The organism is Neokomagataea tanensis (assembly GCF_006542335.1).
Lineage (GTDB): Bacteria > Pseudomonadota > Alphaproteobacteria > Acetobacterales > Acetobacteraceae > Gluconobacter > Gluconobacter tanensis.
On record NZ_CP032485.1, the window covers coordinates 1,512,968 to 1,539,631 of the forward strand.

The 26,664-nt window shown below is 50.7% G+C and carries 24 protein-coding genes; 16 read left to right on the forward strand and 8 right to left on the reverse strand.

What is annotated here, in order from left to right; all coding sequences use genetic code 11:
* Positions 1 to 23: 23 nt before the first annotated feature.
* From D5366_RS06960 to D5366_RS06975, 4 genes are all read right to left on the reverse strand, one after another.
* Positions 24 to 1,376, reverse strand: a complete 1,353-nt coding sequence (locus D5366_RS06960; RefSeq protein ID WP_141492856.1) for a hypothetical protein — start codon at positions 1,374 to 1,376, stop codon at positions 24 to 26.
* On the reverse strand, positions 1,373 to 2,233 hold the full coding sequence (locus tag D5366_RS06965; protein WP_141492857.1) for an ABC transporter ATP-binding protein: 861 nt from the start codon (positions 2,231 to 2,233) through the stop codon (positions 1,373 to 1,375). Before D5366_RS06965 ends, D5366_RS06960 begins: the two co-directional genes overlap by 4 nt.
* 298 nt (positions 2,234 to 2,531) lie before the next feature.
* Positions 2,532 to 3,581 (reverse strand): glycosyltransferase family protein, encoded by a 1,050-nt coding sequence (locus D5366_RS06970; protein ID WP_141492858.1) that lies wholly within the window; start codon positions 3,579 to 3,581, stop codon positions 2,532 to 2,534.
* Between the two features lie 145 nt (positions 3,582 to 3,726).
* Positions 3,727 to 4,392, reverse strand: a complete 666-nt coding sequence (locus tag D5366_RS06975; protein ID WP_141492859.1) for an alpha/beta hydrolase — start codon at positions 4,390 to 4,392, stop codon at positions 3,727 to 3,729.
* Positions 4,393 to 4,558: 166 nt separating this feature from the next.
* Here D5366_RS06975 and D5366_RS06980 point away from each other — a divergent pair, with 166 nt between their 5' ends.
* The 7 genes from D5366_RS06980 (at position 4,559) to D5366_RS07010 (ending at position 12,840) form a co-directional block, all read left to right on the forward strand.
* Positions 4,559 to 5,650, forward strand: a complete 1,092-nt coding sequence (locus D5366_RS06980; protein ID WP_141492860.1) for a cysteine desulfurase family protein — start codon at positions 4,559 to 4,561, stop codon at positions 5,648 to 5,650.
* A gap of 16 nt (positions 5,651 to 5,666) precedes the next feature.
* Positions 5,667 to 6,806 (forward strand): cysteine desulfurase family protein, encoded by a 1,140-nt coding sequence (locus tag D5366_RS06985; protein WP_141492861.1) that lies wholly within the window; start codon positions 5,667 to 5,669, stop codon positions 6,804 to 6,806.
* A gap of 24 nt (positions 6,807 to 6,830) precedes the next feature.
* Positions 6,831 to 7,145 carry a ferredoxin family 2Fe-2S iron-sulfur cluster binding protein gene (locus D5366_RS06990; RefSeq protein ID WP_141492862.1) on the forward strand — a complete coding sequence of 105 codons (315 nt, stop codon included), beginning with the start codon at positions 6,831 to 6,833 and terminating at the stop codon, positions 7,143 to 7,145.
* A 3-nt stretch (positions 7,146 to 7,148) separates the two neighbouring features.
* Positions 7,149 to 8,231: a tRNA 2-thiouridine(34) synthase MnmA gene (gene mnmA, locus D5366_RS06995; protein WP_141492863.1), complete on the forward strand. Its 1,083-nt coding sequence runs from the start codon at positions 7,149 to 7,151 to the stop codon at positions 8,229 to 8,231.
* A 187-nt stretch (positions 8,232 to 8,418) separates the two neighbouring features.
* The gene (locus tag D5366_RS07000; RefSeq protein WP_141492864.1) at positions 8,419 to 9,384 is read left to right on the forward strand and encodes a PfkB family carbohydrate kinase; all 966 of its coding nucleotides are present in this window, start codon (positions 8,419 to 8,421) and stop codon (positions 9,382 to 9,384) included.
* A 100-nt stretch (positions 9,385 to 9,484) separates the two neighbouring features.
* Positions 9,485 to 10,387: a S1/P1 nuclease gene (locus D5366_RS07005; RefSeq protein ID WP_141492865.1), complete on the forward strand. Its 903-nt coding sequence runs from the start codon at positions 9,485 to 9,487 to the stop codon at positions 10,385 to 10,387.
* A 236-nt stretch (positions 10,388 to 10,623) separates the two neighbouring features.
* The gene (locus D5366_RS07010; protein ID WP_141492866.1) at positions 10,624 to 12,840 is read left to right on the forward strand and encodes a TonB-dependent siderophore receptor; all 2,217 of its coding nucleotides are present in this window, start codon (positions 10,624 to 10,626) and stop codon (positions 12,838 to 12,840) included.
* Between the two features lie 95 nt (positions 12,841 to 12,935).
* On the opposite strand, the gene prfC is transcribed toward D5366_RS07010, so the two are convergent.
* Together prfC and rpsD are read right to left on the reverse strand one after the other, a co-directional pair.
* On the reverse strand, positions 12,936 to 14,486 hold the full coding sequence (gene prfC, locus D5366_RS07015; protein ID WP_141492867.1) for a peptide chain release factor 3: 1,551 nt from the start codon (positions 14,484 to 14,486) through the stop codon (positions 12,936 to 12,938).
* Positions 14,487 to 14,619: 133 nt separating this feature from the next.
* Positions 14,620 to 15,237 (reverse strand): 30S ribosomal protein S4, encoded by a 618-nt coding sequence (gene rpsD / locus D5366_RS07020; protein ID WP_141492868.1) that lies wholly within the window; start codon positions 15,235 to 15,237, stop codon positions 14,620 to 14,622.
* A 346-nt stretch (positions 15,238 to 15,583) separates the two neighbouring features.
* On the opposite strand from rpsD, the gene D5366_RS07025 reads away from it, so the two are divergent.
* Positions 15,584 to 16,063 carry a peptidoglycan-binding protein LysM gene (locus D5366_RS07025; RefSeq protein ID WP_141492869.1) on the forward strand — a complete coding sequence of 160 codons (480 nt, stop codon included), beginning with the start codon at positions 15,584 to 15,586 and terminating at the stop codon, positions 16,061 to 16,063.
* A 66-nt stretch (positions 16,064 to 16,129) separates the two neighbouring features.
* A complete protein-coding gene (locus D5366_RS07030; protein WP_141492870.1) occupies positions 16,130 to 17,335 on the forward strand; it encodes an MFS transporter in 1,206 nt (401 codons plus the stop codon).
* On the opposite strand, the gene D5366_RS07035 is transcribed toward D5366_RS07030, so the two are convergent.
* Positions 17,327 to 18,400 carry an MATE family efflux transporter gene (locus tag D5366_RS07035; protein ID WP_240775201.1) on the reverse strand — a complete coding sequence of 358 codons (1,074 nt, stop codon included), beginning with the start codon at positions 18,398 to 18,400 and terminating at the stop codon, positions 17,327 to 17,329. The genes D5366_RS07030 and D5366_RS07035 overlap by 9 nt on opposite strands.
* Positions 18,397 to 18,696, reverse strand: a complete 300-nt coding sequence (locus tag D5366_RS12000; protein WP_240775202.1) for a hypothetical protein — start codon at positions 18,694 to 18,696, stop codon at positions 18,397 to 18,399. Before D5366_RS12000 ends, D5366_RS07035 begins: the two co-directional genes overlap by 4 nt.
* A gap of 87 nt (positions 18,697 to 18,783) precedes the next feature.
* On the opposite strand from D5366_RS12000, the gene cysS reads away from it, so the two are divergent.
* The 7 genes from cysS (at position 18,784) to D5366_RS07070 (ending at position 26,661) form a co-directional block, all read left to right on the forward strand.
* The gene (gene cysS, locus D5366_RS07040) at positions 18,784 to 20,154 is read left to right on the forward strand and encodes a cysteine--tRNA ligase (protein ID WP_240775203.1); all 1,371 of its coding nucleotides are present in this window, start codon (positions 18,784 to 18,786) and stop codon (positions 20,152 to 20,154) included.
* On the forward strand, positions 20,151 to 20,939 hold the full coding sequence (locus D5366_RS07045; protein ID WP_141492871.1) for an RNA methyltransferase: 789 nt from the start codon (positions 20,151 to 20,153) through the stop codon (positions 20,937 to 20,939). Before cysS ends, D5366_RS07045 begins: the two co-directional genes overlap by 4 nt.
* 705 nt (positions 20,940 to 21,644) lie before the next feature.
* Complete coding sequence (locus tag D5366_RS07050; RefSeq protein ID WP_373317496.1) at positions 21,645 to 23,750, forward strand: TonB-dependent receptor; 2,106 nt, start codon at positions 21,645 to 21,647, stop codon at positions 23,748 to 23,750.
* Between the two features lie 140 nt (positions 23,751 to 23,890).
* Positions 23,891 to 24,193: an ArsR/SmtB family transcription factor gene (locus D5366_RS07055; protein WP_141492873.1), complete on the forward strand. Its 303-nt coding sequence runs from the start codon at positions 23,891 to 23,893 to the stop codon at positions 24,191 to 24,193.
* Between the two features lie 272 nt (positions 24,194 to 24,465).
* Positions 24,466 to 24,603, forward strand: a complete 138-nt coding sequence (locus tag D5366_RS12005; protein ID WP_408902239.1) for a YeeE/YedE family protein — start codon at positions 24,466 to 24,468, stop codon at positions 24,601 to 24,603.
* Positions 24,604 to 25,055: 452 nt separating this feature from the next.
* Complete coding sequence (locus D5366_RS07065; protein WP_141493883.1) at positions 25,056 to 26,228, forward strand: glycoside hydrolase family 27 protein; 1,173 nt, start codon at positions 25,056 to 25,058, stop codon at positions 26,226 to 26,228.
* 16 nt (positions 26,229 to 26,244) lie between these two features.
* Positions 26,245 to 26,661, forward strand: coding sequence for a DUF6691 family protein (locus D5366_RS07070; protein WP_141492875.1), 417 nt, complete (start codon positions 26,245 to 26,247; stop codon positions 26,659 to 26,661).
* Positions 26,662 to 26,664: the final 3 nt, after the last annotated feature.

Below are 26,664 nucleotides of genomic sequence, written 5' to 3' on the forward strand. Positions count from 1 at the left end.
AGACAGGCGCAGAGGAAACCTGTCTAAGGTGTTTCATAAGGCCAATCTGCTTTTTGGATATACTTGGGTGCTAGGAAAAAACCTATAGCACCTAAAGAACAAATAATTAATACCGTGATTAGGACTAAGTTACGAGGCGAGTTAAAAGGATTACCGAAGGCAGATAATAGAACATATGGTATTAATGAAAAAAATAAAAAAGATTGTTTTGATGCATTTTTATTGAAAATAAAGGGAATTGTTTCAGTAAAACCTAAAGATATACCTGCGGGCAAGAAAATAGATAATAAAATTAGGTGATTTTCAACAGGAAGTTTTCCAAAAACCAAAGACCAAAAAACGACAAAACTTGACGTTCGTGCGGATGTTTGAAGCAGCATTTGTTTCAAACGTAACGTGAAGAGAGTTCGTACAAACTTTTCCCGAGAGCCAAAATAGCCCGTTGCGAAGAGGGGGGCCCAGTGGGTACGGTCACTAACAAAAGATTGCGGAAATAAAAGTAGTATAAACATTTTTGGTAGAGTGTTTTTGAGGGATTCACTAAAGTTATAGTGAGAAATTATTGTATTTGTTAAAGACATGAAAACAGACAACAATGGAATTAATGAAATATCAAATAAAAATTTTAGCCAGTGATTTTGTATATCTTTTCCTAAAATACTATATTTTAGTTGTGTATTAGAGATTTTATTTTGTTGCTGAGTATTTTTCATCTTAACTGTAGGATAGTCGTTTATTGAAAGATTTGAAGAAACAGTACGGTTTTGGGAGCTTAGGATAGAAAATATCAAAAAAACTATTAGGAAAGCAGCTATGGGAAGGGCAATATGCGCAGGGAGACCTATAATAAAATCATTATTAAATGAAATAAAGGATAAAAATATTTGAAAAACAAGTGATACTATAAAAGTTATAAAACGGAATGGGTTTGTTTTTTTACTTTTAAATACTTTCTTTGAATACCATTGGAACGATACGAACTGGCTTTGCATTGTTATTAATAGAAGAGCAGAATAGAATGGTAGCGCCAGATATGCCAACCACGACGTCAGTATAAGGATACTGGCTATCGAAAATATAGCCGCGGCACGTGCCTCTGCGCCGTAAAATCCTGGTATAGAAGCAGATTGTGGACTTTTTATTTGATGATTAAAATAAAAAAGAGGCGCTAAGAACATTGTAATACTGGTAATGGTAAAATTTTCAAATGTGTATTTGCTGATATTTCCAGAGACGGTATTTATAATAATAAGAATTAATTCAAAAAAAGTCACAACACTGAGAGGGTTGGCGCGTAAGAAAACAGGGCTCGCATAATTGCGGAGGCTAATAAGTGTAGCGTTGAATGCTGAGGGTACGGTAGAAGAGGCGCTCACGCTTGTGTCTCCTCAGGTTCCGTAATGTCAAGGAATGCATCTTCGAAATCGGGGATACTTACGCGGGTTTCGGGGGAGAGGTTTAGGTCAGTGTTCCAGCCGAAAACGAGAAAATCGCGGTCTTTTTTTGCTAAAACCTTCAAAGGCAACAGACTGATCTCTTCTATTGAAGTGTTGTGCAGCCAGCGTGTTGTTTGTTGAAAGGTCTGTGTGCTGCAATCAAGAATAAGCTTCCCGTTCTTTAGAAAAAGCAATCTGGAGCAGACACGCTCTATATCTGATAAAATATGGGAGGAAATAATAATATTTGCACCGCTGACCTGAGCAAATTCCTCAAGCAAACTCATGAAGCTGCGCCGTGCTTGCGGGTCGAGACTGGCAACAGGTTCGTCCAGAAGAAGGAATTTCGGGTTGTGTCGCATCGCCAATAAAATGGCGAGACGTTGTTTCTGCCCACCCGATAAAGTTTTGACGATTTTTTTGGGGTCTAGATCAGCCCATGCCAGTAACTGCGGTGAGACGGGTGGGAGGGGGCCGTAAAAAGCACTAATAAAATCGATCAGCTTACCGACTTTAAAGTGATCAAATCCACTCATTGTCTGCGGTACATATCCAGTGCAGGCACGCTTTTCTCTCGGGAGCGTTGCAATGTCTTGGCCAAAAACTTTGATTTCGCCTGTGCTGGGAAGGAGGAAGCCAAGCAGGCAGCCGATTAGAGTCGATTTCCCGGCACCGTTACGCCCTAGAAGCCCTATTGTTTCTCCCGGTTTTGTGGAGAATGAAATATTCTCAAGGGCAGTAAATGTACCAAATTTTTTAGTTAGCTCTGAAACGTCGATAATATTTTCCGGACTCATAAATTTTCCGCTGGTTCGATTTGAGAACAATATTACAAGGCTTTGTAACAAAAAAACGAATAATCAAATAACAATGTTATTACGTTTGCGAAAAATTATTTTTTACAAATTATTACTTTAGAGAATATTTACGGGTGAGGTTTTATATGTATCGCCAAGATATGGCGCACGCCTGTGCTCCGTTTGGAGCTATAGCCAGCCGAGCGCAGGGTTGGGCTAGTCTTTACGCTTTCATATTGAAACAGCGTCGTGACAGGGAAAGGCATAAAAAAATGCTCAATAGCAGTCAGTATTGGGGTCAATCGTCGCGGCCTAAGTTCTGGCTGAGTGCGCTGTAATACGCGGCCATCGCGTCACGCTTTTGCGCGAGGGGAACACCAAGGAAATGTACGATACCCTTGCGCGCATGGACTGAAGGATAGGGTGCACCGGCATGAGGGATGCGGTAAAGATTAATAAAATCAGGCATCAAATCTAGGTTGGCTAAAGCCATTTTCCGCAAGACGTAATTAGCAAATCTTTGATCAAAGCTTGGAAGAGTGTCCCGACCGCCAAAAATTTTCATCCAGCCATAAGCGGCTTGCCTGATCAGGTGAAAAGCAGTGTTAGCGCTTTCGGCGCCAGAAAACCCCAATGCACCAGATGAAAAGCCGCTACTAAAAGGCTCGAAAGGAACATTGTCACCAGCCAGCAAGCGCCAGCCAAACCAATGCCCTTCTGATTCGAGCGATCCTTCGTCGAGCCGTCCCTCTGGGCAGACATGGATGAAAGGTGATGTTGCCAGTTGAGGTAAAAGGGCGTGGAGCGGATGGTCGCAAACGATGTCGGCATCCAGGTAGAGAATAGGGCTGGCATTTTTAAAAACTTCTGAAAGGCTGAGGTCGTAGCGCGAGAGGCACCAGTCCAATTTGTCAGAAGTGTTAGAAACTGGAATGATTGTGATCGTACCGGAAAATTCGGGGATGGAGAGTTTCTGCCTTAGAGTGTTGGCCGAGGTCTCATCCGTTAGTACGGCAATGTCGTACGTCCAGCCTCCGTATGTGATGAGGGATTGGACAGCAATTTCGACACAATCTAATATGACCGGATCGCTGAAGGCGCAAAAATAAATTAGGGGACGAAAAGACTTGAGCGTCGTGACTTTCCAGCCATCATAGAGGGCGTTGAAACTGAAAAGTTTGTCCTGTGAGTAGTAAGGTAAGGCTTTTAAAAGATTGTCTTCGGATATCTGGATATTCCCAAAGGAGCACATTTTTTGCCCATCATAGCGGGCAGTCACGATCCGTGACGGGCCGGGTACACTCCATTGAGTATCGTTTAGGTGTGTGAGTGGGTGGTAATCCAACATAAAATAAGGAGCCTAAATAAGAATTTTTTTGAATAATCCCTACTTTAACAGCGCTATTTTTATGTTTGGAATATCTTTATTTTTAAATTATTCCCGCAATGGTTGAGTGGCGTAGAACACTCTCCATTGCGGGGGTAATCGTGCTTTAGTCCGCAGCGAGGGCAAGCGCCTTACGGCCACGCATTGTTGTTACGTGGTCTTCAAGGGCTGCACCGACCTGATCGGCCTGCGTTGCAAAAATATGGTCGGCATCGTCAAAGATACGGTAGTCAACAGACACGTTTTTTTGCGTGTTGAGTTTATCTACCAGCTTACGGATGCCTGGCTCTGGTGCCATTTCATCTTTTCCACCGGCGATCATCAGGCCACCGCATGGGCAAGGTGCTAAGAAACCAAAGTCGTAGTCATTGGCTGGAGGAGCAACGCTGATCCAACCGCTGATTTCGGGGCGGCGCATTAGCAATTGCATGCCAACAAACGCACCAAAAGAATAACCCGCTATCCAAAGTTCGGATGAGTTCGGGTTGACCATTTGCATCCAGTCAAGCGCAGCAGCAGCATCGGAAATTTCGCCAATGCCACCGTCATACCGGCCTTGTGACCGGCCAACACCGCGCGAGTTATACCGCATCACCGAGAAACCCATTTTCTCGAAATGGCGATACATTGTGTAGGTGATGCGGTTGTTCATGGTGCCACCGTGAAGGGGGTGGGGGTGTAGCACCAGGGCGAGGGGAGCGTTAGGTTCGCTAGAGTGGTGATAACGTCCCTCAAGCCGGCCATCTGGGCCAGCGAACATCACTTCGGGCATATTTCTCTCACACTGTGTCCGGCAGGATTACGGCCCTGCCTTCCGATGTGCGATTGTATATCGACTCAAGCGCGAAGATTTCCACCAAAATCGACACGTTGCCTTAAATTCACGAATCGTCAATCCGAAACTTGCTTAAAATGTTGTTCGGTCCGATGTGGTGTGTATGACAAATTTAGCCACTCCAATTTATCTCGATGCCAACGCGACGGAGCCAATGCGCCCGGAGGCGAGGGATGCTGTCATCGCGGCGCTGGACTTGGTTGGTAATCCATCTTCAGTTCACGCATTTGGGCGTGCAGCGCGCCATGCTCTTGAAAATGCCCGTGCGGTCATTGCGGGTGGTTTCGGTCGTGATGCGGATCAATGCGTCTTTGTGTCTGGAGGGACGGAAGCAAATGCACTGGCCTTACATACATATGGGGCAGGGCGGCGCATTTTGATTGGCGCAACGGAGCACGACGCAATCCGAAAAGCTGTGGCCGGTGCTGAAATTCTGCCTGTTCTGCCTAATGGGGCGCTGGATTGTACCGTCTTGCGGCAAAAATTAGCGGATGGTCCCCCTGCGCTGGTATGTGTCATGGCCGCAAATAATGAGACCGGCGTTATTTCTCCTTTAGAAGATATACGGGCCATATGTCGCGAATTTGGAGCTTTGCTTCACGTTGATGCGGTACAAAGTGCGGGTAGAATTAATCCGACTTTGGATGGGTGCAGTATTGCTCTTTCAGGCCATAAAATGGGCGGGCCAAAGGGTGCGGGAGCCTTGTTACTGCCTGATGCCCAGCCGATTGATGCGTTTATGCCCGGAGGTGGGCAAGAGCGTGGACGGCGTGGCGGTACGCAAGCCTTGCCCGCAATTTCAGGCATGGCGGCGGCTTTTGCCGCAGCAAGGCAGCAAGACTGGTCAGAGGTGGATTCCCTGCGGCGGGACATAGATAAGGCCGTGATGCAGCTTGGTGCTCGTGTAGCCGGGTTTGGAAGTGAGCGTCTGCCTAACACAAGCAATATCATCCTTGATGGTGTCGGAGCGCAGATACAGCTTATGACACTGGATCTGGCAGGTTTTGCGGTTTCGGCTGGATCGGCGTGTTCTTCCGGTAAAGTGGCTGCGTCACATGTGCTGACCGCTATGGGCGAATGTGATGGAGCGACGCAGGCGCTGCGTGTTTCTTTGCCTTGGAATGTTGAAAAGCACCATGTCGATGGATTCATAGCGGCCTATGGCCAAATGGTCGCGCGGTTACGCAAAACCTAAAGCACGGGAGTAGTGTATGATTTATCTGGATTACTTCGCTACCACTCCCTGCGCAACAGAGGTCGTGGACGCAATGTTGCCTTGGTTTGCGCAAGATTTCGCTAATCCGCACAGTACTCATGCGCCCGGCCAGAAAGCGGCAAAAGCAATAGAGGGTGCTCGTCAGTCAGTTGGGGAGCTTGTGGGGGCAGACCCGCGAGAGATCATCTTTACGTCTGGGGCGACGGAAGCAAATAATATCGCGATTAAAGGCGCTGCGCGCCATGCACGGCGCGTGAATAATCAACGCAAACGCATGATTACGTGCGCGACGGAGCATAAATGCGTTTTAGAGTCGGTTAAGTCCCTTGAGGCGGAGGGGTTTGAGGTCGTTATCCTAGGGGTAGACCGCAACGGACTGGTTGATGTTGAACATTTGCGTGCAGCTTTGCTGGTGCCGACAGCTTTGGTAAGCGTCATGGCGGCTAATAACGAAACAGGCGTCGTGCAGGATATTGCGCAATTAGGAGCCGTAAGCCGTGCGGCGGGAGCAGTGTTTCACACGGATCTTGCGCAAATGGCAGGGAAACTGCCTGTCACTCTGGAAAACGTCGATTTGGCGTCGTTATCAGCTCATAAAATGTATGGGCCTAAAGGCGTTGGGGCTTTGTACATGCGTCGGCGGCCAAGGGCGCGAGTTGAGGCGTTGTTTTCCGGTGGCGCACAAGAGAGGGGAGTACGCTCTGGAACTCTGCCGACCCCTCTTGTCGTGGGGTTCGGAGAGGCCGCACGTCTTGCAAAGGTACGTCTCACCCAAGATGCAGCACAGATTTCTGAGTTGCGTGATCTTTTATGGAAGAAACTGCGTGAAGGCCTGCCGGGAGTTGTGCTAAATGGTGCAAAAGCATCACGTTTACCAGGTGGATTGAATTTCTGCCTGCCAGAAGGGGTGTCAGCCCTTGACGTAATGGCTCAACTGCCCGACATCGCCATGTCGACAGGTTCTGCCTGTTCAGCGGCGGAGCTGGCACCATCATATGTTTTAACGGCGATGGGCCTGCCAAGCGATGAAGCGGCACGGTGCTTGCGCCTATCGGTCGGACGCTATACCTCCAATGCCGAAATTGAGCGTGCGGCGGCTCTTCTGACCAATGTTGCACGTGTTCCTGACGTTTAAAGAGTAAGAGGAAACTAATCGTCCATGCCTAAGATGACCTTTGTTGAACGTGATGGTTCACGTCGTGATGTTGATGCGCCAAATGGTTTGTCGGTGCTTGAGATCGCGCATAAGCACGACATTGACCTAGAAGGTGCTTGTGAAGGGTCTTTGGCCTGCGCGACATGCCACGTCATCGTTGACCCGGAATGGGCTGCGAAGCTCGAAGATGCGACGGACGATGAAGAAGATATGCTCGACCTCGCTTTCGGCCTCGAAGAGACATCCCGTTTGGGCTGCCAGATCGTCATGACTGACGCGCTGGACGGTCTTGTTATCCACTTACCGAAGCAGGGTTAAATTATGCGTATCCTCGTTGCCATGTCCGGAGGGGTGGACAGTTCTGTCGTGGCTGCGCTCCTTCAGCAGCAGGGCCACGAGGTCATAGGTGCTACACTTCAGTTGTATGATCATGGTCAAGCAGCCAAGCCGGGGGCGTGCTGTGCAGGGCGTGATATCATGGATGCGCGCGCTGTGGCCGACCGTTTGGGTTTTCCGCATTATGTCATTGATGCGGAAAATCGCTTTCGCGATAGTGTGATTGACAGTTTCGCATCGTCTTACGCACGGGGGGAGACCCCCGTACCATGCGTGGCCTGCAACCAAGGCGTAAAGTTTACCGATTTGCTTGGTATGGCACGGGACCTTGGCTGTGAGGCGATGGCAACCGGCCATTATGTCCGCCGTGTTGAGGCGGCAGATGGCGTTCAAATGCATCGCCCGATTGATAGTGACAGGGACCAAAGCTGGTTTTTGTTTGCGACAACACGCGAACAGCTCGAATATCTACGCTTCCCGCTAGGAGATGTGCCGGACAAAGCACAGGTGCGTAAAATGGCAGAAGAGTTCGGTCTGCAAATTGCAGCTAAACCTGACAGCCAGGACATCTGCTTTGTTCCAAATGGCTCCTATGCTGAAATTGTAGAGAAGCTTCGCCCTGAAATTCGCGGGCCGGGTGAAATCGTCGATGAGGCGGGACGCGTGCTTGGACAGCATGAGGGTGTGGCGCGTTATACAGTCGGTCAAAGCAAGCGACTGGGTGATATTCACACGGCTGTTGGTGAGCGCCAAATGGTCACCAAAATAGACGTATCGCGCCGTCGCATCGTCGTAGGGCCGCGTGTTTCTGTTCAGAGCGCGGAAGCGCGTAAGGTTATTCACCTGCGGGATATGAACTGGCTGTGCAATCCGCCTCCGGAAGGGGTGCGTTGTGGTGTTCAGATCCGTGCGCGTGAAGGTCTCCGTGAAGCATTGGTCGTGCCGTTGCCAGATGGTGGGGCGCGAGTTGAGTTGACCTCCGGCGCAACGCCTGCACCGGGTCAGGCTTGTGTGTTGTATGAAGGCTCCCGTGTATTGGGTGGCGGCTTTATTCTGGGGCAAGCCTGAGGCTTCCTAGCATTGTCGAGTTTGTTTGTAAGAAGGCGCGGATTCCCGCGCCTTTTTGCTGTTTTAAATCGTGGCCAGACGTAGTGGCTGCTGTTGCCGAAGAAGTGAAGCCTATGAGTTGTTTTCTAGGCGTAAATTCAGCGCGCGTTTTTGTTTTCAGTTGAATATTGATGTTGGAGTAAGCGGAATGTCAGAGCAGATGGCCACCCCACTTATCGTCTCATTTGGTAGTGTGAACATTGATGTGACAGCGCGGGCTCGTCGTTTGCCAAAGCCGGGTGAAACGGTGCATGGCGAGAGTTATGGCATCATGCTTGGGGGGAAGGGGAGCAACCAAGCTGCCGCAGCTGCACGGCTTGCTGCATCAGAAGGCGTGAGAGTAGCGCTGGTGGGTCGCGTTGGACGCGATGACTTTGGTGCACGTGCACGCCGCGAATTGGAAAAATTTGGAGTTGATTTATCGCCTTTGCGCGAAGACCCGGACCACGCAACAGGAGTTGCACTTATTGGGATTGAATCGGGTACGGGCGAAAATAGCATCACGGTTATTGGTGGTGCCAATATGGCTGTTGATGAGAGTGATAGTGTTGCGGCTGAAGAGTGGTTTGGTCAGACGCAGGTGTTGCTGCTCCAACTTGAAATTCCTGAAGTTGCCGTTTTAACGGCCGCTCAGCGCGTAAGGGACGCAGGGGGCACAGTTATACTTGATCCTGCGCCGGTGCCTAATGGCGGACTGTCTGACGCAGTTTTGGGGGCTGCGGATATAATTACACCCAATGAGACGGAAACAGGGCTGTTAACGGGCATTACGCCCACGACCGCGAAAGAAGCTTCCGAGGCAGCAAAAATACTGCAAGAAAAAAATATCCGCAGGGTTTTAATCAAGATGGGCAGCCGGGGTGTCTTTTGGCGTGACGGCGCAGACGAAGGTTTCTGCCAGCCGTTTGTGGTTAAAGCTATTGATACAGTGGCGGCTGGCGATAGCTTTAACGCAGGTTTGGCGTTTGCGCTGGCCAAAGGACAGTCCTTTCGTGAAGCTGTTTGCTTTGCGGCAGCGTGCGGTGCGTTGGCTACAACGCGTAATGGAGCTGCTGATGCCGCTCCTTTTTACGCGGAAGTCTGCGCGTTAATTGAGCAGCAGGGTGTACGCTAGCACTGACAAGGTGCTCTATTGTCTTGTAAACTTTTAGGAAAATAAGGTTCGGGGCTTTAGGCCTGAGTCTTTGGTACGTTTTAGTTAGGTGAGATATTTTATGCGGCGTTGGTTTCTCGGGGTAGCAAGCACAGTTTTGGGTCTAGGGCTTCTTCACACGTCAGCCTATGCGTGGGGACCTTATGGGCATGCAATGGTTGCGGATATTGCTCAAGAGCGTCTCACGCCGCAGGCAGCAGCGGCTGTCCATCAGCTCTTAGCGTTGGAGGGGCATAAGTCTCTCGATCAGGTGGCATCGTGGCCTGACACAATGGGGCATCTCCCGGTAGGGCATGGAGGGCACCCAGAGACTTTGAAGTGGCATTACGTTGATACAGATGTCGTGAACCCGGCTTATGTTCATGAGCGGGACTGTGCTGATTCAAATTGCGTCGTTGAGCGCCTGCCGGAAGAAATAGCGCTTTTAAGCAATGTCCATGCCGCTCCGGCAGTGAGGTTGGAGGCATTAAAATGGGTCGTGCACTTGGTGGGCGATTTGCATCAGCCTCTCCATGCCGCGGAGCGTGATCATGACATGGGGGGAAATACGATTCATCTGACGTATTACGGTGAATCTGCCCATGGGCATATGAATTTACATGCATTGTGGGACGAGGGTATTTTAAATCGTCAGGACCATTTAGTCGTCGGTCCACATTATTCCATTGATTATTCTGCAGCGGGTGCGGCGGCACAGCAATTATCAGCGCAGATAACACCGGAGCAGGTCCGTTATTGGACGCAGGATTTGAGTGCGCCGGGTGCGCCCTATCGTGCAGTCATGGACTGGGTGGATGAAAGCCACGAATTGGCGCGGAGTGTTGCCTACGGTGCATTGCCCTCACAAGATCATCCTGATTTAGGCGATACTTATACGGCTGTGGCATGGCCAATAATACAATTAAGATTAGAGCAGGCGGGTGTTCGTTTGGCTGGTGTATTAAATCAGTCATTGGGTCAATGATTATACCGTGGGAGCATTTTATTATGCTCCCATTTAAATGTTTTCAAAATTTAGATGATATCTAAATTTGAGATAAATTCATCACATATACATAATATAAAGATCTAATCTATACGCACAATTTCGGGATTATTGTGTTTGACATTAATGACACAGCATGAATTTATTTTTATAATGTTGTTGAGAATTTTTCTCATTTGCATAAAAGGAGGGGGTTTTTTGACGGAGGAAATCTAATGCAGTTTGGGCGTTGTCTGGTTGTGGCTCTTATGGGGGGCTCTGCTCTTTGGCCGGTTTCAATGATGGCGGGTGAGATAAAACCTGTTGTCCAGCCAAAACAGAAGGCCGATCCCGCCACCACTCAAACACCCCAAAGTGTCGAACAATTGCTGGTGTTGGGACGCCGTTTAAAAGCATCGACAGATGGCACGGGAACGTACACCGTGCCTGCTATTTCAATAAACAAGATGCTGATGAAATTGCAGGATGTGCCGCAATCGGTCTCGGTGCTCACCAGCCAGCAAATGAAAGATCAAAATCTTTTCACGGTGGACGCAGCGCTCAAGCAAGTCGCGGGGTTGAACGTCAATAATTATGGTGATGGAACGTCAGGTTATACCTCCCGTGGCTTCAGTCTAGCACCGCAATATGACGGGGTGCCTTCTGCGAATGGGTTAACATTCGTTCAGCAATTCGACTTGGCGATTTATGACCGCTTAGAGGTTGCGCGCGGGCCGGAGAGTTTGTTTCAGGGGGCTGCATCGCCGGGCGGGAGTGTAAACTTTGTTCGCAAGCGCCCAACGGAGCAGTTTTCAGGGAATGCGTCCTATTCTTACGGTTCGTGGAACAATAATCATGCCACGTTCGATATTGGCGGCCCTTTAGCGCGTTCGCGGTATATTTCAGGCCGCTTGATTGTCGCGGGGACAGATAGAGGCTTTTTCTACGATAATGGCCGTGACCGTCGTTGGACAGTTTACGGTGTTGTGGATATCCGCCCAACGACGCATGATACGTTGACGCTTTCTGTCGCGTCTCAGAGCAATGAGACACGTCGTTTTATGGGTGTCCCCAGAGCAGCGGACGGGTCCGATTTAAAATACGCACGAAATACGTGGACCGGAGCGAATTTTAATAGTGTTCACGCTCCGATGACTGAATTATCCGCGCAGTGGGAGCATGTTTTCGGGCATGGTTGGCGCGCTTTGGTGAATGGCCGGCACCGTTCAACGGATACAGCGTTTCAATACGCGTATTTGACCACATGGAACTCAACAACGCAGCGTGGTAATGTTGCTATTGTAAACACAAAATATGCTGAAACCAATAATGATGTTGATGGCTATGTAACCGGGCCTGTACATCTTTTTGGGCAGACGCATAGTTTAGTGTTTGGTGGAAACTATAGCCGTTATATTTATAACGGTGCTGGTGCGTCCGTAACGTCATCAACGAATAAGATGCTGCAAAACATGTCTCTTGCAGATATGAACGGTCTTTCATCGGCCCTGTTGCCGACGATTACAAGCCAGACTTATCAGCCTATGACGCAATGGGGTGTTTATGGGCAGGCGCGTATTAAGCCAGTTCATAATGTCGCTATTATGCTGGGTGGGCGTGTCAGTGGTTATCTGAGCCAGACGCAGACTCGTCGACCGACGACGTTGGCTATGACCACACGTATTGATCAGTCAGGTATTTTGCTGCCGTACATGGGCGCGACATGGAACATCGTGAAGAACATCACGGCATATGTTAGCTATGTCTCCACGTTTGAACCGCAATCAAGCTGGACGCTGAGCGGTGATCAGTTGCAGCCTATGCGTGGGAAGCAGTTGGAAGGTGGTGTGAAGGGTGATTTCTTCCATCATGGTCTAAGTGTTTCGGTCGCTGGGTTCCGGATTATTAACCATAATGAAGGCGTCTATCTGTCGTCCGTTAACCCCATTTGTGGGCCATCGGGTACGAGTTCTTGTTATGCAGCAACGGGGCAGACGCGCAGTGAAGGCGCTGAAGTTGAGGTTCTGGGCCGTCCGCTGCAAGGCTGGGATATTAACGGCAGCTATACCTACAACAAGAACTTCATTGTAAATAACGGCACGGCTTCGGAAGCTGGTCTGGTTTATGCGGGTAACTCACCACGGAACTTGTGGAAGCTATGGACCCATTACCGCTTTGAGCCATATGCCGGTGCAGAGAAAAATATCTGGAGTATTGGCGGTGGTTTCAATGCGCAAACCGGCACTTTTGGGACGACGCGCATTGTTCGGCAGACGGGCTATGTAGTGGCATCGGCGCAGGTTGGTTATCAGTGGAACCGTTACTTGGCACTGGCAGCAACGCTGAACAATTTGTCCAACACGCGTTATTATGAGCGTTTGGGCAATACACGCTTCTACAATTATTACGGTGCGCCGCGTAACTTTATGCTGACCCTGCGCTCTAATTTCTAAACAGCGAAGTGGTGGCGGGTAGCCCCGCCGCTCTTTGGGTGCACGCAAGCACGATTAAAAAAAGGCGGCTCCAAACGGGCCGCCTTTTTTGTGAGTTATTTTTCGGTACCAATACCGATTTGTTTGATGTCGTGGAAAGCAAGATCAGGGTTTTGCTCGACTGTACGGCGCATCATGAAGGATGAGCTGGCAAGTAAGACTGGGTCACCGTCCAAATCATCAGCCATGGAAGAGCGGTTGGTCTGTGCGAACAAATCGAGTTTGTTGTGATCGCCGGTGACCCAGCGTGCCATCGTGAAGGGTGTGCTTTCAAAGCCAATGGACACACCGTACTCAGCCTGAAGGCGCGATTGAAGCACGTCGAGCTGCAGGGTGCCGACAACACCAACAATGGGTGGCAAGCCGTCTTGCGGGCGGAAAAGTTGCACCACGCCTTCTTCGGCGAGCTCAACGAGAGCCTGGCGAAGCTTTTTTGCTTTCATGGCGTCGTCAAGGCGAACACGACGCAGGATTTCGGGTGCAAAGTGCGGGACGCCCGTGAAGCGCAGGTCTTCAGTTTCGCTCAACGTATCGCCAATACGCAGGGTGCCATGGTTTGGAATACCGACCACGTCACCACCGAAAGCCTCTTCTGCAAGTTGACGGTCACGAGCAAAGAAGAATTGGGGCGTGTGTAGAGCGAATTGTTTGCCGGTGCGGACATGTTTTAGGCGCATACCGCGGGTAAGGCGACCAGAACACACGCGGGCGAAAGCCATACGGTCCCGGTGGTTAGGGTCCATATTCGCTTGAATTTTAAAGATGAGGGCTGTGACGTTTGTTTCATCCGCACGAACGTCGCGGCTGTCTGTAGGTTGTGCGCGAGGAGAGGGGCCGTAGGCGACCAGAGCGTCAAGCAAATCGGTAACGCCGATTTCCTTCATTGCTGAACCGAAGAAAACAGGGGTTAGGTGGCCTGCATCGAAAGATTCACGGTCGAACTCGGGGAGGGCTGCTTCAGCGAGTTCTAAGTCTTCGCGCATCTGCTCAAGGCGTGGATCGTTTTCAGGCAGTGTATCTTTGGTCGTGACTTTGCGCGTACGGAGGTCAAACGTGCCTGTAAAGGTTGCTGCACGGCCGATGGGCCATGTTGCGGGTGACGTATCAAGTGCGAGTGTGCTGGCGATTTCATCAAGCAGAGCGAAGCAATCTTGCGCTTCCCGGTCCATCTTGTTGATGAAGGTAATAATGGGAATATCGCGCAGACGGCAAATTTCGAACAGTTTGCGCGTGCGGGCTTCGATACCTTTGGCGGCGTCAATGACCATGACGGCACAATCAACAGCGGTGAGTGTACGGTAGGTATCTTCGGAGAAGTCTTCGTGGCCCGGTGTGTCGAGCAGGTTGAAGACGCAGTCTCCATATTCGAACGTCATAACCGAAGTTACGACGGAGATACCACGGTCGCGTTCGATGCCCATCCAGTCAGATTTGGTACGGCGGCGTTCGCCCTTGGCACGGACGTTACCAGCGAGCTGAATAGCACCACCCGCGCGGAGGATGCGTTCTGTCAGGGTTGTTTTACCAGCATCCGGGTGAGAGATGATCGCGAAGGTCCGGCGACGGGCAATCTCGCGGTTGATGTCAGCGCTGAGGGCTTCGGACATGGTCTCTCCGGAAGGCAAATCGTGTGGTGTTTGAAGCGGTGTGAAACAAAAACGCCGGACGGGGAACCCGCCCGGCGTTTCCGGTCGTATGGATCGGTCGATCCAGCCCGAAGGCTGGAAAGAGAGCCGAAACTTAGCGGGAGTAGAACTCGACCACCAGGTTTGGTTCCATTTGGACTGGGTATGGTACGTCGGACAGAGCCGGAATACGAAGGAAAGAACCCTTCATCTGGCGGTGATCGACTTCAACGTATTCTGGTGCGTCGCGCTCAGCTGTTTGAACAGCGTCGAGAACGATTGCGAGGTGCTTGGACTTCTCGCGGACTTCGATCACGTCACCTTCCTTCACGAGGTAGGATGGAATGTTAACGCGCTTGCCGTTAACCGTGATGTGGCCGTGGTTGATGAACTGACGAGCAGCGAACGGTGTGATCGCGAACTTCAGGCGGTATACAACCGCATCCAGACGACGCTCAAGCAGACCGATCAGGTTCTCGGACGTATCGCCCTTACGACGAACTGCTTCGTCATAGTACTTACGGAATTGCTTTTCGCTGATGTTGCCGTAGTAGCCCTTCAGCTTCTGCTTAGCCATCAGCTGGATGGAGAAGTCAGATGGCTTGGACTTACGGCGCTGACCGTGCTGGCCTGGACCGTATTCACGACGGTTAACCGGAGACTTAGCGCGGCCCCACAGGTTGACGCCGAGGCGGCGGTTAATCTTGTACTTGCTCTCGAGGCGCTTTGACATGGGTTGATCCCTTGTTCGCGTCAGACCTACCCTAAGCTGCGTGGCAGGTCGTTTTGTTGCGCCGGTAGGTCTTCCCCCGAATTGGGTCAGACGGGCGCGAAACCATGAGCCACTCCAGACCGGGTGCAGAGCCCTGTGTCGTGTGAGGAGTAGCCGGTTCGTCCACGTTCCCGGCAATGGGGTCGCGCATTAGCGTGCTTGAGGGCGAGAGTCAATTATAAGTGTAGCGAATCTCGTGATAATGCCTGTTTAACCGCACACAAAACGGTGTTTTTAGAGTATAGATTGCGCTGTAAATGCTCCAGCGTGTTTTGGAGTTTGTCTCATCTGTGAAGAGCGCCTTAATATGAGTTCGCAGAAAAAAACGTACCGTTTCAATGCTAGGGCTGGTCGCATTGCGGAGGGGGCCTTAGAGGGGCTGATCCAGTCTTTGGAAGAAACCGCGCCCAAGCCTAAGGGTAGCGCCATCAAACGTGCGTTCAAGCGCTTTGGTTTGGCCCGTATGCACATGTCGCATCTTGTTATTGATGACCGGACCATCATGCTCAGGGGCCGCGCGGATACGGCAAAAGACCGCGACCAGATGATTCTCACAGCGGGGAATGTGGCAGGTGTTGCCGCTGTGGAGGCAGAGATTATTGTGCCGCCGGGAACACCGGAACCAAAATTTGTTCAGGTCGGTGAAAGCGCAACTCTGGACGAGGTGGCCGCGGTGATACCGGAAGATGTAACCGGCGATGATTTGCTGAAGGCTAATCTTCCGCTTGTCAGCGCCAAAGATGACATTTATCCGGGACAGACTATCCGCTTACCGACAGGCCACTGATACCTAAGTGTGTGCAAGGGGTCCGTTGTTAAGTGGCGTTGATCCACTTCATGTTCGGACCCCGCAATGGAAGCCACCGATTCTTTAACCGTTGAACGGGTGCGCCCGCCTCATGGCGTCGAGCCTGCAATGTACGCCCTTATGCTGGGAACGTTTGCCATAGGCACAGGCGAATTCGGCATGATGGGGTTGTTGCCTGAGTTTGCTCAGTCATTGGGTATATCAATCGCTAAAGCCAGTACCGTTATCTCCGCCTATGCCATGGGCGTTGTAATTGGTGCGCCTATCATGGCCATTTTGGGCGCTCGATTGGCCCGTCGCACTTTGCTGATGTGGCTTTTGGTACTGTTTGTTCTGGGTAATGTCGGAACGATTTTAGCGCCGGATCTTCTGACGACGGAGATCATGCGTTTTATCACGGGCTTGCCGCACGGAGCATTCTTCGGTGTTTCGGCGCTGGTAGGGGCTTCTATGGTTGAGCGTGCACGTCGAGGGCGTGCGGTTAGCCGTGTGATGTCGGGCATTATGTTCTCTACGGTTTTAGGGTCCCCACTCTCTACCTATGCGGCCAATCACCTTGGCTGGCGTTTTGCTTACGGCACAATCGCGCTGCTTGGGGCCGTATGTCTGGCGTCGTTGTGGTTTTTTGCACCGCGAGACAAGCCCACAGCAGGGGGGAGCGCATTATCGGAGCTGGGGGCGTTCCGTCGGCCACAGGTGTTGCTGACACTCCTGACAAGCGCAATTGGTTTTGGCGGCCTGTTTGGAATTTATACATTCCTGACAACTGGTCTGGCTCAAGTAACTCATCTGCCCGTCTGGGCGGTGGCGACGTATCAGGTCGTGTGGGGATTGGGCATGATGGCCGGGAATAGTGTGGGGGGTGCTATTGCGGACCGCAGCGTTGACCGGGCTGTAATTTTATCCCTAGGGCTCAGCGTTGTGGTGATGTTGGGGTATTGGCTATTTCTGCCCTCGGCCTTGGCTATGCTGCCCCTCGTTTTCCTCGTGCCTGCTGTATTGATTGGTCTATCACCCGCTTTGCAGACGCGATTGATGGAAGTTGCGGGTGATGCACAGACCTTGGCGGCATCGCTCAATCACTCGGCGTTTAACATTGCAAATGCTATTGGCGCGTGGCTGGGAGCGATGCTTGTAGGGCTGGAATTTGGCTTGGGGTCGGTTGGTTGGGGTGGAGCTTTGCTCTCTGCTGGCGGATTGATTATTTATCTGATTACGATTTGGCTGGCCCGTAAAGAAGCGTCAGTCTGACCATAAAACACGGCGCAAACGCACAGCGAAGCCGAGGCTTGTTGCTGCAAGCGCTGATGCCATGCCGATCCATAAGCCTTCCACGCCCATGTGGTTTTGGAAGGCTAACCACCCCCCAAACCCCACGCCAATAAAGCCGAAGCACCCAAAGGCAATAAGCATTGGGGTAAACGTATCTCCGCAACCGCGCAGCGCGCCATTGCATACGGTCTGGGTACCATCCACGATCTGGTAAACGCCTGCGATTTTCAACAGGACGCTCATGAGCGCAAGGGCCTCTGGTGTGGGGGGTGTACTGCGAAAATAAAGCCCAATAATCTTTTCAGGCCACATAAGAAGCAAAATAGACGTAAGTAGGCTCCACGTCATGACCAGCGCCAAGCCTATGAGGGTAGCGCGCCGGGCTTGTGAGCGCTGACCCGCGCCACGCCAATAGGCAACGCGCATATTTGTGGCTTGCCCAAATGCTAGAGAAACCATGAACAAAAGTGCAGTTACGTTGATGGCGACTTGATGCGCTGCGAGGCTGTTGGTGCCAAGTTGTCCAGCGCGCAGAGCGGTAATCTGAAACATCAGGATTTCTGCAGCGGCGCCCATCATCATGGGGAAGCCAAGACTGATGAGCCTTCCGAGAACGTGTCTGGGGAATAGCTGCGGTTTTAGCACATGCCGCACGCGAGGGTGGCAGAGGCTTAGCGCCAGCAATATTAGCGTAACAGTCCAGCCTGTTAATGCCGATGCTGTCGCTGACCCGAACAGGCCCATGCGGGGTAGGCCAAATAAACCATGAATAAGCCCAGCGTTGGTGAGGCCATTTGCGATGGCCATCAAAGGCATGGTCCATGATAATAATGTCGCGGCTCCGAGCGAGGGCAAAATAACGCGAAGAACCCCGAGCAGCACCAAATTGGGGAAAAGGGCGCTCAGAAGAATTCGAACGAAGTGCCCACCTTCGCTTATGACTGCCGTTGGCTCCCCTAAAAGAGCGAAAAGCCCGTGCGTGCACCACAGAAGTGTAAAACACGGGATGAAAACCAGAAATGCCAACGTCACTGTCGCACTCACGACGCTGCGCCCGTCGGCGGCTCCTGCTTGTCCGTAGTCCGTTGCGCCGCGGCCGTGCGAGAGTAGAACGCCTGCCCCCCCAGAATGGCCTGAAAGATGATCATGGTCGTGTAGAAAAACGCGCTTGAAAGGCCGCCAATGGCAACAGCTGTAACCCCTAGGCCGCCGAGCAGCACGGTGTCCGTAACCCCCATCGCCATTTCGGAGAGCTGAGAGAGCGCCAAAGGGGCTGCGAGCAGTAACAGGGCGCTTGCGTGGCGGAGGTAAGTCGGGGGGAGGGGCGTTGTGCTGGACATAAGATACCCTATTGCAGGGCGTGGTTTTGCAAACAAGCACTGAAAAGGTGGTTGCGTCCGGCGCGGCGCTGTCGCATTGAACAGATTATGCCAGAACATACGATGTCCGTGCTGCGTTTGCACGATACCCAGACTCGTGAGAAACGGGTTTTCTCACCCCTCGATCCGCAGAATGTTCGTGTCTATTTCTGTGGACCGACGGTGTATGACCGCGCTCATATCGGCAATCTGCGTGCTATGATGTGCGCTGATGTGCTGGTGCGTTTGCTGCGTGTGTGTTTCCCGAAGGTCACATATGTGCGCAACGTGACGGATGTGGATGATAAAATCACAGCGCGCGCACGCGAGAATGGCGAAGATATTGCATCTCTGACCACACGCACGACGGCCGCTTTTCACGAAGACTTGGCGGCTTTAAACATTTTGCCGCCCGACATTGAACCTCGGGCCACGCATCATATCGTAGAAATGCTTGATATGATTGCAACTCTGATTAAGCGTGGCCATGCGTACGAAGCACACGGGCATGTATTGTTTTCGGTGCGGCATTTCCCGGATTATGGAGCCCTGTCTGGTCGTTCGTTGGATGAGCTGGTAGCGGGGGCCCGTGTGGAAGTAGCTTCGTATAAGCGTGATCCCGGGGATTTTGTGTTATGGAAGCCGTCTGACGCAGAGCAGCCGGGCTGGGACAGCCCGTATGGGCGGGGGCGTCCGGGCTGGCATATTGAATGCTCGGCTATGTCGCGGCGTTACTTGGGTGAGAGTTTCGACATTCATGGCGGTGGGGACGATTTGCTTTTCCCGCACCATGAAAATGAGCGTGCTCAGTCTCTGTGCTGTAATCCGGAAGGCAAGTTTGCGGCGTATTGGCTGCATAATGGCATGTTGCTGTCCAATGGTGAGAAAATGTCCAAGTCTTTGGGCAATTTCTATACTGTGCGGGAGGTGCTGGACCGCGCGCCAGCGGAGGCATTGCGTTTGCTTGCTTTGGGCGCACATTATCGCTCTACGCTGGATTTTACGTGGGAGAAACTGGCGGAAGCTCAGCACACATTGGACCGGTTGTACCGTGCCTTGGAAGCCGGGAAGGCTTTCGAACAAAGCGAGGCCGAGATTCCGGTTTCTGTGCTGGACGCATTGAAAGATGACCTCAACACCTCCCTCGCTTTAGCGGCACTTCACCGTCTGGCAGATGCTGCAATGCAAGGGGACAAACAGGCTGCAGCAGGGCTTTTAGCCGGTGGACGTTTGCTGGGTCTGTTTTTTGGTACAGCAGAAGAATGGTTCCGCGCCGGGGTTGATGGCTCTGCCATTGAAGCCTTGATTGAAGAGCGCCTTGCTGCACGCAAAGCTAAAGATTTTGCACGTGCTGATGCAATTCGTAAGCAACTGGCAGATGACGGTATTCTCTTGGAGGACGGACCGGGTGGGACAACCTGGCGAAAGGCAAGCGCATGACCGGGCGTGATGGTGGGGCGGATATTGGCCCAATCGGTGAGTTTGACCCTGTTGTAATTTTGGTTCGTCCACAATTAGGGGAAAATATTGGTACAACGGCACGTGCGATGGCCAATGGTGGCTTGTTCCATCTGCGCCTTGTTGCGCCGCGTGATGGTTGGCCGCAGGAGCGTGCGTGGTCTGCGTCTTCAGGGGCGCATCGGATTTTGGATGCGGCCACTGTATATCCGACGGTAGATGAAGCTGTTGCGGACCTGCATCATGTTTTTGCGACGTGTCCACGTCCACGGCATATTATTAAACCGATTATGACCGCGCGCGGCGCAGCGTCTGAGCTGCGCGTGCATGCCATGCGCGGTTTGCGTTGCGGTCTGTTGTTTGGGCCAGAACGCGCGGGACTTGATAATGAGGATATGGCGCGGGCGGATACGCTAATACGCTACCCTTTAAATCCTGATTTTATGTCCTTGAATCTGGCTCAGGCTGTGCTCGTCATGGCGTATGAGTGGTTTCTAACAGAAGACACCACTCTACCGCGTGAGCTGATGACGAATGAGACGCAAATTGCCACGAAAGGTGATTTGGAAAACTTCATGACGCATTTGCTGCGTGAGTTGGACGATAGTGGCTTTTTGCATAACGAGCAGAAAAGACCGGGCATGGTCCGCAACTTGCGACATTTTTTCACGCGTGGAGAAGTAACAGAGCAGGAGTTGCGCACACTGCATGGGGTTGTGAGCGAGCTAGTGCGAGCGCGTAAAGCAGGGCGCACACCAAAACCATGACGAGAATTCGGGCGCTCTTTCGTTGGGAGAGTGCCCGAATAATCAGGGTTTGTGGCTTTCATGTCACAAAGAAACGCGCCGAATGAGCGGAATGTTTCGAAAATATAATTAAAGCAATTAAAACAAAAAATAATTCATAAGATATTGATTTATAACAACAATAGTAACGGTGTCGATCCAGTTACACTCCTTTATATTGCAAAAGATGTATTTTTATGGCTGAAAAGCGACACTATCGTGACTTGATTCGGTGGCGCTCTGTTTTTTCGGATGACTGGAAGCAAATATTCGTCTTCTGAGGTCCAAGTCATTATGTTACGGCTTCGTTATGGGATGGCCTCCCATAAAGGGCCGTATACAGCATAAAATCATATTCAGCCTCGCGGCAGGAGAAGCCTAAACATTATGCATTCGTATCGCTCGACCCCACATTCCATGCGTAAAGCACTTTTTTTGATGACGTGCTTGGCCGGGCTTGGACCAATTGTTTACGCGCCTTCTGTCAGCGCCGCCGTATCACACAAAACGCATGGTCATGGTACGGTGCGTCATGCACAACATGTTCCGGCGTCGCATCAACCATCCGCAGCACAAGCTTCAAGCGCGACTGTAGCGCGGAGGCCGAAGGCTACATCTATCAACGCGGCTAGCGATGAAAATGTTGTCGTATCGTCATCACGTCAGGTGCATAGCCGTGGCGGTGGGATGATGCGCGTTGAAACAGCGCCTTATGCTGTGCAAACGGTGTCAAAGGCTTTTATCGCTGCAAAAAGCCCAACCAGCACAGCGCTTGATTTCATTAAAAATCTGCCCAGCGTAAGTGTGTCAGACCCCGATACGTCTGGTATGCAGGGTGGGATTATTCAGAGCCGAAGCCTGACCGATGCAGATATGGCTCTCATGCTCGATAATGCGCCAGCGGCGAGCGCCAAGTATCTTTCTGAAAATATTGATTCAGAAAATCTTGAGAGCGTCAGCATGATGCCGGGCTCTTCACCAATCGATTTGCCTGCGACGTCCGCAGCGGCAGGCGTCATGAATGAAACGTCATACGATCCGGGTCATAAATTCGGCGGAATGACGGATTTCTCGTACGGCACAAATAATATGTCGCGCGAGTTTTTACGCCTTGAATCAGGCGATATTGGGCGAACGGGCGTGCGGAGTTATATTTCATTCTCACATACCCACGCGCGTTCTTGGATGGGGGCTGGTTCGAATGAACGCCGTCACCTCGATTTTGGTCTGCGTAAAGATTGGGACAACGGCTCCTTCGCCAAGGTTTTCATGTCCTGGAACTCCGAAGATTTTGTCATTGATCGTTTCCCGACAGCATCAGAGTTCTTCACATATAAGCATACTGGTCAGGGTTACGGCCGGAAAGCAGAATTTGATAAAACCGGAAACGATTACTGGAAAAACAACATCGACCATTGGAACCAGCTTTTCCTGACGGCGCCAATGCATTTTGTGCTGAACGACAAGCTACAGTTTGATCTGCGGCCTTACTATAACTGGGGTCGCGGTTGGGACGGCTCTTCTGGCGGCTTCTCGTCAGGTAATACGACGACTTATGCTGGTGGGCAGGTCATCCCGGCTGGTACACCACTGACAAGCTACTTCTTGGAAGACGGTGCGTTGGATGTCGGTGCCACAGCGAAGTTGGGTTATGACATTGACCGACATAACCACTTTGAGTTTGGGTACTGGTATGAAAACCAAAATTACACCCAGCATTTCCCGACGAGCGTAACAAAGGCTGATGGGTCTAACCCCAGCCCGAATGATGGCTACTATCAGGTATTTTCAAACGGTACGCGTTCATTCCCGGGAAACACGACTGGGTACGAAGTCCATTCCCTGTTCTTAAACAATACTGCTAAATACCTTAATAGCCGCCTGTTGATCAGTGCAGGCTTTAAGTATGTGATGACCAATATCTGGTTTGTTACGTATCCAGGGAATGCTCATATGGGGCAAAACCTTACCGCTCCGTTGCCGCATTTGTCGGTTAGCTACAATATTAACGAGCATCATCAAGTTTATATCAATGCTGAAGGGGATTTCCGTCAGCCGGACCCATCAGCGATTGCGAACACAAAATATACAGGTACGCTTCCGAAGAACCAGTATTCTATTAAGGAAGAACTCGGTTATCGTTATAACGATAAGTACGTTGTGTTCGACCTCGATCTCTTTAATTACAATATTACCAACCGTCTGTTGTCGACTTACGTCGGAAACAACCAGTTCGGTGTGGTCAATGCAGGTAACCAAACGGCGCGCGGCGTTGACATGATGGCGTCTTTGCAGCCGATTTATGGTTTCAGCCCTTATGTGTCGTTTGAGTATCTTAACGCGCGCCTCGATTCCAATATCGCGGCATCGGATGCGAGCGGCAATCTGACGGCTTTTCGTACCAAAGGTACGCAAGCGCCGATGGCACCTCATGTCACGGCCAATTTCGGCCTGACTTATACAAATGCTGGTTTCTTCGCGAATGCCACATTGCACTATACCGGCCCGCAATCAGTGACCATTGCCGGTGATCAACGTATGCCCGGTTACCTAACGAACACTCTATCCTTGGGTTACCATTTCAAACCCGTATGGTATGCGAAGTCGCCGACAGTGCGTTTGAACTTCACAAACCTTACAGGTGCAGTCGTTCGTACGGGTGCGATTGGCGTTGGTACTAATGCGACCGTCGTGCGCTTGATGAACGGTAACCTTTCGGGGGCGGGCTCCAGTGCGCAATTCTATGTTGAGCCACGCTTCAGCATGACGGGCACGGTTTCCACAGCGTTCTAATCTGACTTTACAAGAACCGTACGGCATTTTCCGAAAGGCCTTCCCATCTACGGGAAGGCCTTTTTTGTTGTGAGTGGCGGTATCTCGGGAGCGCGTTGCTTAATAGTTTTATATTATCGATAATCTGATAATGTAAAACTATGATGGATAATCTTAAACAGCGTGCAGAATATGTGGCGAGGATTTTAAAAATGCTTGCCCATGCTGAGCGCCTGCAAATTGCTTGTGCGCTAGCAGAGCAGGAATATTCGGTCGCCCAATTAGAAACTAAACTTGGTATCCACCAGCCGGCATTATCGCGGCATCTGACGATTTTAAAAAAAGAGGAGACGTTGTCTTCCAGAAGAGAAGGTAAGAACGTCTTTTATACGTTAACTGATGAGAAAACAGGAAAACTCGTAAAAAATCTCTATAATATTTATTGTAAAGGACATGATTTATGATGGGGTATTGGACAAGTTTAGCCGGTGGTATTTTAATCGGTCTGTCATGCGGTCTTTATTATTTATTAAATGGTAAAATACCGGGAATTAGCGGGTTATTGGCACGTGCTTTCTCATACCAGAAAGGATGGGTAGAGAGATTTTTTCTTTTTGGAGTGTTCATTGCACCCATCTTATGGCGGGTAGTCTGCGGGTACTGGCCCGGTGTAAGTGTGCAGATCCCGTGGTTCCTCATAGTGTGTTCGGGCTTATTAGTTGGTTTTGGCACGCGCATGGGAAATGGCTGCACGAGTGGACATGGCGTGATGGGTATAGCGCGATTGTCGCTAAGGTCTTTTGTGGCAGTATTCTGTTTTTTGGGTACTGGAATACTTACAGCCTGTCTGATGCATTATTACGCACAGCATTAGCGTAAAACTTTTCTTGAGGGCTTGGCCAGCAGGCCAAGGTCCTCTGCTGGTGCGTTACCTTCTTTAATTTGATTTCGTAATAATAAACTGTATACTATAGACATATTGTCGGATTACGCTGAGAAAGCGCAGTTTTGCGCTCCTCCTATCGGTCTTATACGGAATATCCAAATTATTATGAAATAAATTTTGTATATATCTATTAAGGAAGTAAAATGTCAGTAAATGCTTTATATAATATATTATCGATATTAAATTCGGTAATTTACACCACCAACAAAATATTTTCTCAGTATAATTTTGTTGGTGGTGTAAATATAAATACCCATAATCGGCTTAATTATTCTGTATATAAACCAAATAAAATCTTTCTATTTATTATTGTTGTATCTGGATTTTGTTTGTGTCTACCGAAGTGCTCTATTGCTGAGGAAGTCCGGCGTGTGGCGGTTATGCCGCCCAATGGTTTGGAAGAAGCGCCGCCTAACAATGTAGACGGGCAAAGGGTGACATCGTTAAAGCCCAACCATTTGGCTATGACGCCGCCAATGGGATGGAATACTTGGAACAAATTTGCATGCGATATCACGGCAGAAAAAATCGAGCGTGCAGCGGATGCAATGGTCGCATCCGGCATGCAGAAAGCAGGATATCGCTATATTTTAATTGATGATTGTTGGCAGGGTGTCCGAGACAAAGACGGCAATATTCACGCTGATGCAGTGCGTTTCCCGAAAGGGATAAGGGCTCTGGCAGATTATGTGCACGCAAAAGGCTTATTGCTTGGGATTTATTCGGATGCTGGCACACTGACCTGCGGTGGAAAGCCAGGGAGCCGCGGGCATGAATTTCAAGATGCCCGGCAATATGCCGCATGGCAGGTTGATTACCTAAAGTATGACTGGTGCTCTACCGGCACGCAGGACGGGCCATCTAGTTACAGAACAATGGCCGATGCCCTGCGCGAAACTGGGAGGCCTATAGTTTTTTCAATCTGTGAATGGGGAACGGCAAATCCTTGGACATGGGGCGAAGGCCAAGGCGGTAACCTCTGGCGGGTCAGCGCGGATATTACTGACCGCTGGGATGGTATGAAAAACTACTCCTTAGGCGTATTGCCGATTATAGATCTCATGGAACCGCTTTATTCTTATGCTGGGCCGGGTCACTGGAATGACCCCGATATGCTTGAAGTCGGTAATGGTGGGATGACTGAAGCAGAAGAACGAAGCCACTTCAGCTTATGGGCTGAAATGAGCGCGCCCCTCATCGCCGGAAACGACCTGACGGCAATGAGCCCATTTGTAAAAGCGACACTAACAAACGAAGAAGTAATTGCTGTTGACCAAGATGCACTGGGCATTCAGGGACACCGTGTAGCGCGGGGAGAAGGGTGGGAAGTCTGGTCCAAACCGTTATCCGACGGTGGGCGTGCTGTTGTGCTTTTTAATCGTTCGGCCAAACGTCTTACTGTCACAGCAAAGTGGAGTGATCTGGGTTATCCATTGACCGCTAGGGCAACTGTGCGGGACCTTTGGAAAAAACGTGACGTTGCACATGACGCGCAGAACTATTCAGATTCCGTCGAGCCGCATGGTGTTGTTATGGTGAGACTCAAATTCTAAGGGGAGGGGGTATTTCGTGCAAAGCATCATCGCGCTGATATGTGGGCTGATTTTTGGTTGTGGGCTGATCTTGAGCGGAATGACCAATCCGGCAAATGTTCTCGGATTTTTGGATGTTGTTGGCGCGTGGAAGCCCGCTTTACTTTTCGTGCTGGGAGGTGCGGTGTGTGTGGCGTTTGTCGCTGTACGCTTACAAAAATTGATGAAACGACCGCTTTTCGCGGAGAGTTTTCAAACCCCGCCGCGCAAAACGGTTGATGCACGGCTCGTCATCGGGAGTTGTATTTTTGGGCTCGGATGGGGGCTGGTAGGTTTGTGTCCCGGACCGGTAATTGCCTCCCTCGCGCTTGGAAGTTGGCAGGTCTGGGTCTTTCTTGCCGCTATGCTGGCAGGGATGTCTTTCTACAGGCTGTTTCAGCCGTCCAAGTGCTGAAAA

What these genes read in the sequence shown, in the direction of transcription:
- D5366_RS06970 (WP_141492858.1), bottom strand. Translation starts at nt 3,581, where the DNA reads ATGTTGGATTACCACCCACTCACACACCTAAACGATACTCAATGGAGT.
- D5366_RS12000 (WP_240775202.1), bottom strand. Translation starts at nt 18,696, where the DNA reads ATGTCCAGCACAACGCCCCTCCCCCCGACTTACCTCCGCCACGCAAGC.
- D5366_RS07005 (WP_141492865.1), top strand. Translation starts at nt 9,485, where the DNA reads ATGCGGCGTTGGTTTCTCGGGGTAGCAAGCACAGTTTTGGGTCTAGGG.
- D5366_RS07030 (WP_141492870.1), top strand. Translation starts at nt 16,130, where the DNA reads ATGGAAGCCACCGATTCTTTAACCGTTGAACGGGTGCGCCCGCCTCAT.
- D5366_RS06985 (WP_141492861.1), top strand. Translation starts at nt 5,667, where the DNA reads ATGATTTATCTGGATTACTTCGCTACCACTCCCTGCGCAACAGAGGTC.
- D5366_RS07010 (WP_141492866.1), top strand. Translation starts at nt 10,624, where the DNA reads ATGCAGTTTGGGCGTTGTCTGGTTGTGGCTCTTATGGGGGGCTCTGCT.
- D5366_RS07055 (WP_141492873.1), top strand. Translation starts at nt 23,891, where the DNA reads ATGATGGATAATCTTAAACAGCGTGCAGAATATGTGGCGAGGATTTTA.
- D5366_RS12005 (WP_408902239.1), top strand. Translation starts at nt 24,466, where the DNA reads ATGGGAAATGGCTGCACGAGTGGACATGGCGTGATGGGTATAGCGCGA.
- D5366_RS07045 (WP_141492871.1), top strand. Translation starts at nt 20,151, where the DNA reads ATGACCGGGCGTGATGGTGGGGCGGATATTGGCCCAATCGGTGAGTTT.
- D5366_RS06965 (WP_141492857.1), bottom strand. Translation starts at nt 2,233, where the DNA reads ATGAGTCCGGAAAATATTATCGACGTTTCAGAGCTAACTAAAAAATTT.
- D5366_RS06975 (WP_141492859.1), bottom strand. Translation starts at nt 4,392, where the DNA reads ATGCCCGAAGTGATGTTCGCTGGCCCAGATGGCCGGCTTGAGGGACGT.
- cysS (WP_240775203.1), top strand. Translation starts at nt 18,784, where the DNA reads ATGCCAGAACATACGATGTCCGTGCTGCGTTTGCACGATACCCAGACT.
- D5366_RS06980 (WP_141492860.1), top strand. Translation starts at nt 4,559, where the DNA reads ATGACAAATTTAGCCACTCCAATTTATCTCGATGCCAACGCGACGGAG.
- D5366_RS07050 (WP_373317496.1), top strand. Translation starts at nt 21,645, where the DNA reads ATGATGCGCGTTGAAACAGCGCCTTATGCTGTGCAAACGGTGTCAAAG.
- rpsD (WP_141492868.1), bottom strand. Translation starts at nt 15,237, where the DNA reads ATGTCAAAGCGCCTCGAGAGCAAGTACAAGATTAACCGCCGCCTCGGC.
- mnmA (WP_141492863.1), top strand. Translation starts at nt 7,149, where the DNA reads ATGCGTATCCTCGTTGCCATGTCCGGAGGGGTGGACAGTTCTGTCGTG.
- D5366_RS07025 (WP_141492869.1), top strand. Translation starts at nt 15,584, where the DNA reads ATGAGTTCGCAGAAAAAAACGTACCGTTTCAATGCTAGGGCTGGTCGC.
- D5366_RS07065 (WP_141493883.1), top strand. Translation starts at nt 25,056, where the DNA reads ATGCCGCCCAATGGTTTGGAAGAAGCGCCGCCTAACAATGTAGACGGG.
- prfC (WP_141492867.1), bottom strand. Translation starts at nt 14,486, where the DNA reads ATGTCCGAAGCCCTCAGCGCTGACATCAACCGCGAGATTGCCCGTCGC.
- D5366_RS06990 (WP_141492862.1), top strand. Translation starts at nt 6,831, where the DNA reads ATGCCTAAGATGACCTTTGTTGAACGTGATGGTTCACGTCGTGATGTT.
- D5366_RS07000 (WP_141492864.1), top strand. Translation starts at nt 8,419, where the DNA reads ATGTCAGAGCAGATGGCCACCCCACTTATCGTCTCATTTGGTAGTGTG.